The organism is Streptomyces sp. NPDC006294, from assembly GCF_042870895.1.
Lineage (GTDB): Bacteria > Actinomycetota > Actinomycetes > Streptomycetales > Streptomycetaceae > Streptomyces.
The window spans coordinates 331,562-344,780 of sequence record NZ_JBIAHV010000002.1 but is presented as its reverse complement, the minus strand read 5'-3'; the positions used below and the strand labels follow the sequence as shown (position 1 = coordinate 344,780).

The window sequence follows — 13,219 nt, the reverse complement described above, 5'->3', positions numbered from 1 at the left end:
TCCGCCGACTCCAGTGCTGACGGGAGTCGCGACGCCGGGGCGGAGACGGGACGGGCCGCGAAGGGCTCGGCGTACGCGCCAGGGCGTAAGACCGGAGCGGCACGCAAGACCGGAGCGGTGCCCAGGACGGCCCGCCATGCGAGGAGATCGCCCGGGCAGGAGCGGTCCACCCGTGCCGCAGTCGCCACCATGTACCGGCTCACCGCCGCACACCGGGCATCGATCGCCGTGGCGACCGTCCTCACCCTGGGCGGTTCCGCTCTCGGGCTCGCCCAGCCGCTCGTCGCCAAGCAGATCGTGGACGCGAGCGCACACGGCCAGGCGTTCTGGCCCCTGTTGCTGCTGCTGGGCGGGCTGTTCGTCGCCGAGGCGGCCACCGGCGCATTCGGCCGGTTCGTCCTTGAACGCATGGGGGAGGGCGTGGTGCGCGGGCTCCGCCACAGCCTCGTGTCGAGGCTGCTCCGACTGGAGATGGGGGAGTACCAGCGGCACCGGAGCGGTGACCTCGTATCCCGGGTGACGGCCGACACCACCCTGCTGAGGGAAGTGGTGGCCCAGGCACTGGTCGACCTGGTGACCGGCGCACTCGTCGCCCTCGGGGCGATCGCCCTCATGCTGTGGATCGATCCGCTGCTGCTGCTTCTGGTCGCCCTGACCGTGGCGGCCGCGGCGGCAGTCGTCGCCTCGCTGCTCAAGGGCATCCGCGCCGCCTCGGAGCAGATGCAGAACTCCGTCGGCGCGATCGCAGCGGATCTGGAGCGAGCGATGGGCGCCCTGCCGATGGTTCGTGTGCATCGTGCCGAGCAACGGGAGGCGGCGCGCATCGGCGAACGTGTCGAAGCGGCGTACGGCGCCGGCGTACGGACCGCGAAGCTCGCCTCAGTGATGAGCCCCGCGGTCGAGCTCGCCGTACAGGGGTCCTTCCTGATCGTGCTCGTCATCGGCGGCCTGCGGGTGAACGGGAACGCCAACTCCCTCGGAGACCTCGTCGCCTTCCTGCTGTACGCCTCCTATCTGGTGCTGCCGCTGTCCTCGGTCTTCCGTGCCGTGGGCCTGATCCAGCGGGGCATGGGCGCCTACCAGCGGATCGAAGAAGTACTGGGTCTGCCCGCCGAGCCCGGTCCGTCGTCGGCGTCGGCGGCGGCCGGGGTGGCTTCCGGGGTGGCTTCCGGAGTGGCTTCCTGGTCTCGCGCACGGCATCCCGGGGCTGTGGCCGCCCCGGCTCCGGCCCTGGTCCTTCAAGACGTCCACTTCGCCTATGCGCCGGACCGGCCGGTGCTGCAGGGGGTCTCGTTCACCGTTCCGTACCGGAGGCAGGTCGCCCTGGTCGGTCGGTCGGGCGCGGGCAAGAGCACCGTGTTCTCCCTGGTGGCCAGGTTCTACGAGCCGGACTCCGGGCGCCTGCTGTTCGACGGGCATCCGGCGACGGAACTGAGCCGCACGGAGTGCCGCGCACGTATCGCGGTGGTCGACCAGAGCACCCATGTGGTGCAGGGCTCGCTGTGGGACAACATCACCTACGCGGTGCCCGAGGCCACCGGGGCGGAGGTCCGCAGGGTCGTCGAACTCGCCCAGTTGGAAACCCTGGTGAGGCGTCTGCCCGGCGGGCTCGACTGCCCGCTCGGCGAACGCGGCGGAACTCTGTCGGCCGGCGAGCGGCAGCGCGTGGCGCTGGCCCGCGCCCTGCTCGCCCGCCCGGCACTGCTCCTGCTCGACGAGCCCACCTCCCACCTGGACGCCGTCAACGAGAAGGCGCTCACCACGGTGATGCACGACGTCGCCCAGGAGTGCTCCGTGCTGGTGATCGCCCACCGGCTCTCCACGGTTCAGCATGCCGACCGGATCGTGGTGCTGGAGGACGGGCGGACGGTGGGCTGCGGACGGCACAAGGAGCTGCTGTCGACGAGCTCCGCCTACCGTGAACTGGCCTCAGGCCAGATGCTCCGCCCACCGGCACCGGCACCGGCACCGGCACCGGCACCGGCACCGGCACCGGCACCGGCACCGGCACCGGCACCGGCACCGGCTTCGGCACCGGCACGGGCCTCGGCACCGGAACCGGCCTCGGCACCGGACGAGTCAGACGTCTGAGCGCGCCACCGGCACGGACGGCCGTCCTCCGCGTCCCCATGGCAGCTTCAGGACACGCCACGCTTCATACGGGAGTTGCGGGGCAACGTTGTCATACCGGGCCGAAGGCATGGCGCGGACAACGTACGCCGGACGCAAGGACGGGAGACGCCAGTGATGCACGGCACGAGGAAGACCCTGCGGAGGCTTGCCGCTGCCGCGAGCGCGGTAGCGGCCGTGGCGGGGCTCGGCCTGGCCGCGGCCCCGCCGGCCGCCGCAGCCGACTACTACTACGAACTGCCGTACCCGGCCGGAGAGTCCTACCTGGTCACCCAGGGGCCCGAAGGCACCTACTCGCACACCGGGCCGTACAACGAGTACGCCTGGGACTTCGGGCTCCCCGCGAACTACGAGGTCTCCGCCGCCCAGGGCGGCACGGTCCTCGTCTCGGACTGGTCGCCGTACTGGCAGAACGGCATCGAAGTGATCATCCGCCACTCCAACGGCCGGTGCACCCACTACGCCCACCTCAACCGTGCCATCTACAACACCGGCGACTGGGTCCCGCAGGGCCGCGTCATCGGCTGGTCGGGCAGCACCGGGGCGTCCACCGGAGCCCATCTGCACTTCCAGGTCATCGACTGCAACACTCGCGTCGGCATCCCCGCCACCCTCCAGGGCTGGACACCGTGGACGGGCACCTGGCCGGTAAGCGTCAACTCGCGTGCCTGACAAGGCCGCGCCGCTTCCATGTGGGGGCGGCACGGCCGTTGACTTCTGACGTTGCGTCAGTCACCGTCCGCTGTCATGGCGAAGATGCGCGACGCACGTCTGCCCGGTCCGTTCGGACTGTCCGGTCTGCCGGCGCTGGCCTGCGCTCTGGCCCTTGCCGGCGCCTCGCTCACCGCCACGGGCACCCCGTCGCCCGCCGGAGCGACCGCTGTCGCCGAGGCGGGCGCCGGGGGTGCGCTGCCCGGCTCCCTGTGGTTCGACGAACAGGCCGCCGTCGACTTCACCGTCAAGGACGGCCGTTTCACCGACGGACTCGGCCGCGAAGTCGTGCTGCGCGGCTACAACGTCTCCGGCGAGACGAAACTCGCCGAGAACGACGGCCTGCCCTTCGCCTCCGTCACCGACGCCGAGAAGTCCGCCTCCGCGATGCGCGCGCTCGGCGGCGCCAACACCGCCCGGTTCCTGCTCTCGTGGGCGTACGCGGAACCGGTCCGCGGCCAGGTCGACGAGCAGTACCTCGCCGCCGTCACCGGCCAGCTGCGGGCGTTCCTGCGGGCGGGCATCCGCGTCTACCCGGACTTCCACCAGGACCTGTACTCCCGCCACCTCTTCCACGAAGGCAGTTGGTACACGGGCGACGGCGCGCCCCGGTGGGCCGTGGAGGCCGGGGGATACCCGCGTGAATCCTGCGGCATCTGCCTCTTCTGGGGCCAGAACATCACCCAGAACAAGGCCGTGACACAGGCGGCGCACGACTTCTGGCACAACGCGGGCGGCGTCCAGGACGCGTTCCTCGCCACCGCACGGACCACGATGGCGTACCTCGCCGAGCACCTCACGCCCGAGGAGTTCGACGGCGTCATCGGTTTCGACCCGTACAACGAGCCGCACGCGGGGACATACGACTCCGGGCAGAACAGCCGCACCTGGGAACGGGACCTGCTCTGGCCCTTCTACGAGAAGTTCCGCGCCCGCATGGACGCCGCCGGCTGGCGCGACAAGCCCGCGTTCGTCGAGCCCAACCTCTTCTGGAACGCCAACCTCGACTTCCAGCGGCAGGAGGGCGGCCTCCTCGACGCCGGCTCCGGCCTCGGCCCGCGCTACGTCTTCAACACCCACTTCTACGACCAGAAGGCCATCTCCGGCGTCTTCATGTGGGGCAGGGCGAAGGACGGCCAGTACGCGGGCGACTTCTCCGCCGTCCGCGACCGCGCGGCGGGCGCTGGCACGGCGGGCATCGTCAGCGAGTTCGGCCATCCGCTGGCCGGTGCGGTCGCCGACAAGGCGCCGACGGTCATGAAGGCCATGTACCAGGCACTCGACTCCCGTCTGCCGGGAACCACTTGGTGGTCGCGCCCGCAGGACTCCGGACCCGTCCTCTCCGGCACCCAATGGCAGTGGGACATCTACAACGGCCGCCACCACGAGCTGATGAACGGCAACCCCGGCAAGGTCCTCACGGAAGGCGACGCCTGGAACGACGAGGACCTGTCGGCCGTCCGCCTCGATGCCGCGGGCGCTCCCGCACTGCGCCAGGACGCCCGTCTCCTCGACCGCCTCTACCCGAGCGCCACCGCCGGCCGGCTGCTCGCCTTCACCTACGAGGACCGCTCCCGCGACGGCTCCACCACCCTCACCTGGAACCCGGTCCCGCCGTCCATGCCACGCCTGTCGGAGCTGGTGGGCGCCGGCCGCTACGGAGTCCTGCTGTGGCACTCGAACGGCTCCCCGGCCCCGACGGAGCTCCACCTCCCGGCATCGTTCGACCCGGCGACCACGACCGTCGTCTCCGACCTGGCCACCGTCCACGGCCCGCCGGCGTACGAGAAGGGCCTACCGGTCGCGGCGTCGGCAGAACCCGGCGGCACGGACAGCCGCCGCCTCCTCCTCACGGCGCCCGCCGGGGCGCACTTCGCACTGGTCACGGACGGTGCGACGGCCCCTTCGGAAGCCCTGCTGCGGGCGGCCCGGGCGGAGTTGGCGACGTGGGCGTCGAAGGCCGAACGGATCGCGGAGACCGCCGCGGTGCGGTGACTCGCTGTCCGAACTCGGGGGGCCGCCGAACCCGGGCGAGTCCGGGCCACCCGTACGGTCGGCCCGCATCGTGGCTCCGGTGCCCGCGCACACGCGCAGGCCCCTCATACCGGGTAGCCCATCTCCTTCGCCTCCTTCGCGACGTCCGTCAAGGATGCCGCCGGATTCAGCCGGGCCACCACGTCCTGCGTCAGCGGTCGCCAGTCGTATATGTGGCGCACAGCCTCCAGGTCGACGGGCTTCTCGTAGTAGTCCTCGGCGAACGACTGGAAGGCATCCGGCGTCGGATCGAGGAGAAGGTCGAGCATCCACCCGGAACCGTCCGGGTCGTCTCTGTCGTCAGGAAATTCGATCCGGCCGGCGTGCCAGTGACCGTCGTCCGTGCGGCGCCACAGACAGAAGGTCACCGCCGGCATGTCGCCGTCCATGAAGGCGGGCTCCTCGACGCAGCCCCTGAACACGTCGGGGACGGCGTCCAGCACGCCCGGCCAGACCGTGCCGTCGGCGTACGGACTCATCAGGGACTCGTGGTCGAAGCCGCGTATGTACACACCGGCGGGCGAGAACACGATGTCGGACTCGTCGCCGCTGCCGTTCCGCATGGTGAAGACCTCCTCCGTCTCCGACCAGGCGGCACTGAAGGAGTAGTACCTGTAGTCGCTCTGCCACGGCTCCGCAGCCTGCGGGACCGCGCGGTCCCGGTCCGGCGCGATGGCCGAGGTCGCGCGGTGCTGCGGCCGCCGCACGCGAGGAAGCCACACAGCAGCTGCTGTATGCGGGACTCGCGCCCACCCCTACCCGAAGCAACTGGCCCCGCCGCAGCGGCAACCTTTGCCTGCCCGGTGGCGACTGGGGGAGAAGCAATGCCCCGAACATCGCTTCCTCACCCCCCAGGAGTGCACGTGCGAACAGGACAAGGCGGGCGTCGCAGGCGCCCGAGCCGTATGCCGAGACTTGTAGGGGTCGCCGCGTCCGTGGCGGTCGGTTGTCTGACGGTCGGCAGCCTCGCGGTGGCCGCGTCGAACGGGACCAGTGAGAGCGCGAAGCCGGCCGCGCCCCGCCCGGCCGCCGCGCTCGGCGCCGCCGCGGGCGTCACCGTGCAGGCGGAGAAGAACCTGAACCGCGGGCTGGTCAGCGTCCACGACGGCGACGACAACCTCGTCAGCTGGCGGCTGCTGGCCACCGACCCGGCCGACGTCGCGTTCAACGTCTATCGCGGCGGTACCAAGGTCAACTCCGCGCCGATCACGGGCTCGACGAACTTCCGGCACCACAACGCACCCGCCCACGCCGACTACCAGGTGAAGGCCGTCGTCAACGGGCAGGAACAGGGATTCTCCGAGCATGCCGTCCAGCTCCGCGGCGGCTACCTGGACGTGCCCATCTCGCGACCGCCGGGCGGCTCCGGCTTCAGCTACGCCGCCAACGACGCCTCCGTCGGCGACCTCGACGGCGACGGCGACCTGGACATCGTCCTCAAGTGGGACCCCTCCAACGCCAAGGACAACTCGCAGTCGGGCGTCACCGGGCACACCATCGTCGACGGCTACACGCTCCAGGGCGACCGTCTGTGGCGCATCGACCTCGGCCGCAACATCCGCTCCGGCGCGCACTACACGCAGTTCCAGGTCTTCGACTACGACGGCGACGGCAGGGCCGAGGTGGCGATGAAGACCGCCGACGGCACCCGCGACGGCCGAGGCACGGTCATCGGCAACTCCGGGGCCGACCACCGCAACAGCGAGGGCAGGGTCCTGAGCGGCCCCGAGTACCTCACGATGTTCAGCGGCTCCACCGGCGCCGCGCTGTCCACGGTCGACTACGTGCCGGCGCGCGGCGACGTGTGCAGTTGGGGCGACTGCTACGGCAACCGGGTCGACCGATTCCTGGCCGGCACCGCCTACCTGAACGGCAGCACCCCGTCCCTCGTCATGGCCCGCGGCTACTACACCCGCACCGTCATCGCCGCATGGGACTTCAGGAACGGGCAGCTCACCCGCCGCTGGACCTTCGACACCAACAGCTCGACCAACGTCGGCAAGGGGTACGACGGCCAGGGCAGCCACAGCCTGTCCATCGGAGATGTGGACGGCGACGGCAGGGACGAGATCGTCTACGGCGCGATGGCCGTCGACGACAACGGCCACGGACTGTGGACCACCCGCACCGGCCACGGCGACGCACAGCACCTGGCCGACCTCGACCCCCGCGACCCGGGCCTGGAGTACTTCAAGGTGTCCGAGTCGCGCAGTCAGCCCTCCTCGCTCTACATCGACCCGGCCAACGGCAGCATCTTCTGGAGGACCGGTTCCGGCACCGACAACGGCCGCGGCGTCGCCGGTGACATCTGGGCCGGCAACGCCGGTGCGGAGATGTGGTCGGCCGCCGACTCCTCGATCCGCGACACGAGCGGTGCCACCCGGGGCCGCAAGCCGTCGTCCGCCAACTTCCTCGTCTGGTGGGACGGGGACACGACCCGCGAACTGCTGGACGGCACACGCATCGACAAGTACGGCACCGGAGGCGACACCCGGCTGTTGACCGGCTCGAACGTACACTCCAACAACGGCACCAAGTCCACCCCGTCGCTGTCGGGCGACATCCTCGGCGACTGGCGCGAGGAGGTCATCTGGCCGAGGAGCGACGACAACGCGCTGCGGATCTACTCCACGCCCATCGAGACGGACCGGCGGTTCGTGACGCTGCTCCAGGACCGGATGTACCGCACCGGCCTGGCGTGGCAGAACACCGCGTACAACCAGCCGCCGCACCCGAGCTTCTTCCTCGGCGGCGGTGCCGGCTGACCTGAGGCGAGGCTTGGGTTCTGAGACCTGAGACCTGAGACCTGAGACCTGAGACCTGAGCACAGGCTGCCGCCCACGGCTCGACGGGGCGGGTGTGGGCGGCAGCGGTCGGTTCCGGTCAGGGGGAAGAGGGCCCTCAGGTCCGCGTCGGCGCCCTCGTAACCGGCGGGAGCCGCGCGTCGCCTCGCTCCGCCGGCCAGTCACCGTCAGCTCGTCAGGCCGCCCGCCGCCAGACGGTCGCGTACATCGTCGATCAGCCTCATGCCCAAACCTTGCGACCGCGTCAGCAGTTCCTGGAGCGAGCTCAGGCGGCGGAAGGTTTCCGCATAGACGGTCTGCTCCTCCAGCGGCAGTTGGAGCACCTGGAGCCGCCGGACGTCCACACGGGACGAACTGGACGCGTGTGTGCCGGCCTGGCGGCCGTTGGACGGGGCGCGCAGACACCCGGCGAGGAAGTGGGCGTCCAGCTTCTCCGGGTCCATCCGCAGCACGTAGAGCTGGGGACCCAGAGCCAGGGGAGGCCCCTGATGCACCCACGCCCGGAACGCGCGGACCACCCCGGCCACCACGACGTCGCCCTCCTCGACCACGGTGTGATCGGTGTCGGCTGCCGCCGTTCCGCTGGGCGCGCTGCCCATGAGCAGGTCGGCAACGGTCAGCAGGGGAACGTCCTTGCCCGGTACCGAACCGGCCGGTTCCGCCGGCTGCTGTCCGGCCCGCAGTGTCAGGGCGCCGGCCTTGACCAGGTCGCCGACGGTGGTGGCCGTGCGGGTCTCGCCCTCCTCGAAGTCCAGCTTCGACAGGTGCTGCGTCAGCCCGGTGAGTTCACCCAGCGCTCCCGCCAACTCGGCCCAGGCTTCCGCGAGTTCGACGCCACTGGTCTCGGCGCCGGACGCGGTGTAGCGGCCAGGGGTGACGTCGACTTCGTCGTCCAGCAGATCGAGCAGGGAGACGCGTACGGCGCTTTCCGGCAATTTCGCCGCGGGCCTGTCGAGTTCGGCGACGGCCCGCAGTACGAAGGACGACAACGCCTCCCAGTCGGGACCGGTTTCGCGCGCCCCCGGGCGGCCGAACCGGGTCGCGTCGACGAGAAGCGCGTCCTGGCCGACCGGACCCGCGGAGCCGCCTTCCCCCGCCGCGCGCAGCACCCACAACTGCAGCGAGACGCTGTGCGGTTGCGCGCACCCGTGCGGCAGGGCGACCACCGCCCGGAGCAGACCGGTACGCAGCAGGGACCCCCTGATGCGGCGGCCCGCCTTGCGGGAGGCGACGGCGGGCGGGAGGACGACCACGGCTGACCCGCCCGGCCGGAGATGGGCCAGGAGGTGCTGCACCCAAGCCAGTTCGGGCTCGGTGCGCGGCGGCAGCCCGTGCGTCCAGCGCTGGTCCGTGGCCAGTTGCTCGTAGCCCCAGTCCCGCTCGTTGAACGGCGGATTGCACAGGGCGATGTCGGCCCGAAGCCCCGCGAACGGATCGTCCCGCAAGGCGTCCGCCGTGGCGACCTCCGCCCGTACGTCGCGTCCATCGACGGCGAAGCCGAGCCGGGCGGAGGCGAGGGCGGCGAGAGCCGTGTCCTTCTCGCAGCCCAGCAGTGCCAGGTCCGCGCCGCCGTACTCCTCGGCGGCGGCTGCCATCAGGTGCCCCGTGCCGCATGCCGGGTCGAAGACGGTGAGCCCGTCCGTGTCGCTCCCGTCGACGCGGGTTCGGAGCGCGAGCCGGGTCATCAGTGACGCGAGCTGCGGCGGGGTGGTGCTCAGCTGGCGGACGTGGGTGTCCAGCCAGCGCTGCAGCAGGAACTCGAACGTCTCCCGTTGCCCTTCCGACCGCCCCAGCCGGGCCGCCTCGCCGACCAGATCGACAGCCGGGGCGGTGAGCCCGGTGCCCGTCGTACGCGAGCGGGGGCTGCGCATACGACGGGCCGCCTCGGCGATGGCGAGCCCCGACTCGTCGCGACTGCCCAGCGCCTCGAAGCGCGGCCAGAGCAGTTCACGTCCGCCGACGCCGTCGAGCTTCCCGTGATCACGCAGCCACTGCTCCACTTGGGAGAGGGAGAACTGCGGGCTGACGTCGGTACCCCCGATGCGGGACGGGAAGGAGGCGTGGCGGCGGCGCCAGTTGCTCACTGCCGCGCGTCCCACCCCCGCGATCCGGGCGATTTCGGCCAGGCTGACGGGTACGGCGTTGGGTGTGCTCATCTGGGGAGGCTCCGGGTTCATCGGGCCACCGGACTGGTCGATGTCCCGGTGGCCGTAGTCATAGTCAGGCTACTACGATGATTGACTTTGTTCACAGTGTCGATGTGTGGGGCGGTTGTGTGAGAAGTGTGGAGGGTGGGGGGTTTGTGGCCCTTCATGTCAGGGATAGTGCTGTGTGACCGATACGGGTACCGTCCGTGAATCCCCGGCCGATGCCGACCCTTCTCTGGTCGGGGCGGAAACGGCATCGGCGACATCCTGTACGCGTCGCCGTGGCTGCTCGCGGTTCCGGTCGACGCCCAGGGCCAGCCGGACTGTCTCGCCCACGCCCCGGACCGGGCGCACCGACCCCCGTAGGCGCCCAGTGCGCCGAAACCCCATCGAGACCCGCCTGCCGCCCGCCTACCCTTGCCGCATGTCCTACGCGAAGACCTCGTACGTCTGCCTGCCCTGCCGGGCCTCGTACAAGCAGCCCTACGACCGGGACAGACCGCAGCGGATCTGCCCACGGTGTGCGGAGCCGCTGATCCACGTGGGCTCCGCGTTCGCGGCGCCCCGTCGCCGGGACACCGCCGCCTGGCGGACGCTGTCCGTCCTGCTGCGCGCGGGCGTCCGCTTCCACAAGGGCTGCTGCTGCGGGCCCGGTTACCGTCCGCGCACCTTGCACGAAGTGCGCGAGCGGATGACGTACGCCGAGCGCACGGGTGAGCCGATCGCCACCGCACTCGTACGTCCCGACGTGCCGTGACGTGGGGAGCCGGGTCGTCGGCGTCGCCCTCGACCGGATCGCTGTCGACGGCTCCGTCGTCAAATGCTCTGCCTGGACGACCCACCGCTGGGTCCGACGCCCGAACCACCGCTCATGAGTGCCAGTATATAAGCCTTGGCTTAAATAAGTGGGTAGTGGCATAGTGGGGCACATGAACGCGTTCGATGTCCTGGGGGATCCGGTCAGGCGCCGGATATTGGAGCTGCTGGCATCGGGCGAGCGGGCGTCGGGCGAGGTCAGCGCCGTGATCCGGGAAGAGTTCGGGATCTCTCAGCCGGCCGTGTCGCAGCATCTGCGGGTGCTGCGCGAGAGCGGGTTCGCGTCCGTACGGGCGGAGGGCACCCGGCGGCTGTACGCCGTCGAGCCCGCGCCGCTGCGCGAGGTGGACGCATGGCTCGACCGGTTCCGGGGCTTTTGGGAGCAGCGGCTGGACGCGCTGGGGACGGAGCTGGCGCGGGGTCGGCGCGAGCGCAGGCGGAGAGAGGATCAGTGAGTGGGATGAGCGAGATCGTCGAGGAGATCGACCGGGTGCACCGGGAGGTCGGTGCGCGGCAGGTCGAGGCCGGCGGGGCCAGTACGGTGCTGCTGCGGCGTACCTACGCCGCGGAGATCGCCGACGTGTGGGACGCGGTGACCTCTCCCGAGCGGATCGGGAGATGGTTCCTGCCGGTGAGCGGGGAGTTCAAGGTCGGCGGGCGCTACCAGTTGGAGGAGAACGCCGGGGGCGAGATCCTGGAGTGTGTCCCGCCGGAACGACTGCGGGTGAGCTGGCTGTTCGGGCCGGATCCCGGGTTCAGCGAGGTCGAGCTGCGCCTGACGCCGGAGGGTGCGGGGCGGACCGTGTTCGAGCTGGAGCACGTGGCCGTGGTGCCGGAGCAGTTCCGGGGGCAGTTCGGGCCGGGGGCGGTCGGGATCGGCTGGGACCTGATGCTCCTGGGGCTCGGCAAGCACCTCGCGGGCCGCGGGATCAGCGGGGTGGATGCCGCCGACTGGCAGACCTCGCCCGAGGCGAAGGACTTCATGACACGGTCGGGCGAGGCATGGGGCGCCGCGTACGCCGCCTCGGGGGCGGGTGCGGAGATCGTGGCGGCCACGACGGCGGCGACGATCGCCTTCTATACGGAAGGGTGAACGACAGGCCTTGCCGAGCCCAGTAGGCAGACTTCGCAGGACCGTAGGGGCACGGCCGCACAGGAGCGTAGCCACGGGCGAGGCGGGGCGCAGGACCACCGGCCTTCACCGCTGCCGCGCCTGGCTGCGCCCCTTCCAAGCCGCCCCGGTGCCGGGTAGGGTTGGGATCTTCGGGCGGCGTAGGTCACGGCGGCCACCCGGCGTCCGAGGCCGGGCCGGCCGGCTGGAGCACCATCGGCCGTGCGATGTGGACTCCGAAGGGCAGGCTGCCCAGCGCCCCGCTGGAAGGGTGCACCGCCGCGACCGAGGGCGACCAGGTGTGGCTGGTCTGGTACGCGGGCGACGGGTCCGGCACCTTCTTGACCCGCATCATCCGTACCACGGGCGAAGTGACCACTACCCGAGCCCCGTCGACTCCCCGGACGGGTTCGCGGTCCGCGGCAACCGTGCGGTGCTGAGCCGCCGCGACCACAACCAGCGGACCGTCGAACTCGTATGCGCCGAACTCGGCGGTACGGACTGGGTCGTGACCGGCCGTCACGGCATCGAGGGTCCCCGGACGCGTCGTCCTGCGGTGCGGCCAGGGCCGCGACGGCGTCCTGCGGCTCCGCACCGGCGACACCTGGCTGCGCATGGAGGCGTGACGAGTCGGCGTCTTGAAACCCATCCACCCCGGACGGCGCCTGCCCCGACCCGGTCGGAGCGTGGTGTCACCTCGGTGGCTTGCGACTGCCGCGGGCGCTCAGTGCGCGGATCGGGCCGATCAGCGCCCGGTAGACCGGCCGCACCACGCGGCCGGGGAGGTAGCGGTGACGCTCCTCCTTCCAGACCCTCGCCCTGTCATGCCCCGCCAGGGGAGACCACCGGTCGGTCACCGGGGGTTCGGACGCGTGGAACTCGATGCGGCAGAGGTGCTTGATGTTGACGTAGCCGTACTGCCCGGGGCTGACCAGCCGCACCGGAGCGCCGTGGTCGCCGTCGAGCGGCCGCCCGTCGAGACGGTCGGCGATGAGCACGTCGTCGGCCAGGGCGTCCTCGAGCAACACGACCGACCGGTAGCCGTCGAGACCCTCGAAGCTGACGTGGCTGACCGGCGCGTCCGCCCCGAGTAGCGGCTCCACCCGGGCGCGGTAGAGGGTCTGGAACGCGACTCCTTCCCACAGCAGGTCGGTGGCCGACCATCCGGCGACACAGTGGAAGTCGGCTCGGACCTCCCGCCGCGACAGCTTCGCGATGTCGGTCACGGACAGGGTGACGCTCTCGGTGAACGCCCCGCAGAGCTCGATCACCGGGTCGGCGGGCACAGGCGGAGGCGGGCGGTGGAGGTGCGTGCCGAAACGAGGGAACCCGTCCACGGCGCGTTGGCCGGGGGGAAGTGTCATGTCGCTGCTCCGTTGCGTGTGAAGCGAACCGGGTAGGCCGTGCGTCGATGACCTGGTGGCAGCCGTCGGAGAACTCCTCTTGGTGCACGGGAGCCGGCGGTG

11 protein-coding genes are annotated in these 13,219 nt (G+C 71.1%); 7 read left to right on the top strand and 4 right to left on the bottom strand.

The genetic code is table 11. The features are described from left to right. Window positions 1-189 precede the first annotated feature (189 nt). From ACFYOP_RS04525 to ACFYOP_RS04515, 3 genes are all read left to right on the top strand, one after another. The gene (locus ACFYOP_RS04525) at window positions 190-2,091 is read left to right on the top strand and encodes an ABC transporter ATP-binding protein (RefSeq protein ID WP_356891173.1); all 1,902 of its coding nucleotides are present in this window, start codon (window positions 190-192) and stop codon (window positions 2,089-2,091) included. Between the two features lie 156 nt (window positions 2,092-2,247). Continuing rightward, window positions 2,248-2,802, top strand: a complete 555-nt coding sequence (locus tag ACFYOP_RS04520) for a M23 family metallopeptidase (protein WP_356890573.1) — start codon at window positions 2,248-2,250, stop codon at window positions 2,800-2,802. 84 nt (window positions 2,803-2,886) lie between these two features. Beyond that, window positions 2,887-4,836 carry a cellulase family glycosylhydrolase gene (locus ACFYOP_RS04515; protein ID WP_356890575.1) on the top strand — a complete coding sequence of 650 codons (1,950 nt, stop codon included), beginning with the start codon at window positions 2,887-2,889 and terminating at the stop codon, window positions 4,834-4,836. Between the two features lie 104 nt (window positions 4,837-4,940). Here ACFYOP_RS04515 and ACFYOP_RS04510 read toward each other — a convergent pair whose 3' ends face one another. After that, on the bottom strand, window positions 4,941-5,597 hold the full coding sequence (locus tag ACFYOP_RS04510; protein ID WP_356890577.1) for a hypothetical protein: 657 nt from the start codon (window positions 5,595-5,597) through the stop codon (window positions 4,941-4,943). Between the two features lie 102 nt (window positions 5,598-5,699). Here ACFYOP_RS04510 and ACFYOP_RS04505 point away from each other — a divergent pair, with 102 nt between their 5' ends. Beyond that, window positions 5,700-7,640, top strand: a complete 1,941-nt coding sequence (locus ACFYOP_RS04505) for a rhamnogalacturonan lyase (protein WP_388450829.1) — start codon at window positions 5,700-5,702, stop codon at window positions 7,638-7,640. 206 nt (window positions 7,641-7,846) lie between these two features. Here the strand turns inward: ACFYOP_RS04505 and ACFYOP_RS04500 are convergent, their stop codons facing one another. Next, entirely contained in the window at window positions 7,847-9,835 is a 1,989-nt protein-coding gene (locus tag ACFYOP_RS04500) for an N-6 DNA methylase (protein ID WP_356890581.1), read from the bottom strand. 415 nt (window positions 9,836-10,250) lie between these two features. Here ACFYOP_RS04500 and ACFYOP_RS04495 point away from each other — a divergent pair, with 415 nt between their 5' ends. The 3 genes from ACFYOP_RS04495 (at window position 10,251) to ACFYOP_RS04485 (ending at window position 11,735) form a co-directional block, all read left to right on the top strand. Continuing rightward, window positions 10,251-10,583, top strand: coding sequence for a deoxyxylulose-5-phosphate synthase (locus ACFYOP_RS04495; RefSeq protein WP_356890583.1), 333 nt, complete (start codon window positions 10,251-10,253; stop codon window positions 10,581-10,583). 172 nt (window positions 10,584-10,755) lie between these two features. Next, on the top strand, window positions 10,756-11,097 hold the full coding sequence (locus ACFYOP_RS04490) for a metalloregulator ArsR/SmtB family transcription factor (RefSeq protein ID WP_356890585.1): 342 nt from the start codon (window positions 10,756-10,758) through the stop codon (window positions 11,095-11,097). Window positions 11,098-11,102: 5 nt separating this feature from the next. Then, on the top strand, window positions 11,103-11,735 hold the full coding sequence (locus ACFYOP_RS04485; protein WP_356890587.1) for an SRPBCC family protein: 633 nt from the start codon (window positions 11,103-11,105) through the stop codon (window positions 11,733-11,735). 184 nt (window positions 11,736-11,919) lie between these two features. On the opposite strand, the gene ACFYOP_RS04480 is transcribed toward ACFYOP_RS04485, so the two are convergent. After that, window positions 11,920-12,132, bottom strand: coding sequence for a hypothetical protein (locus ACFYOP_RS04480; RefSeq protein ID WP_356890589.1), 213 nt, complete (start codon window positions 12,130-12,132; stop codon window positions 11,920-11,922). A 313-nt stretch (window positions 12,133-12,445) separates the two neighbouring features. Further along, entirely contained in the window at window positions 12,446-13,117 is a 672-nt protein-coding gene (locus tag ACFYOP_RS04475; RefSeq protein WP_356890591.1) for a molybdopterin-dependent oxidoreductase, read from the bottom strand. Window positions 13,118-13,219: the final 102 nt, after the last annotated feature.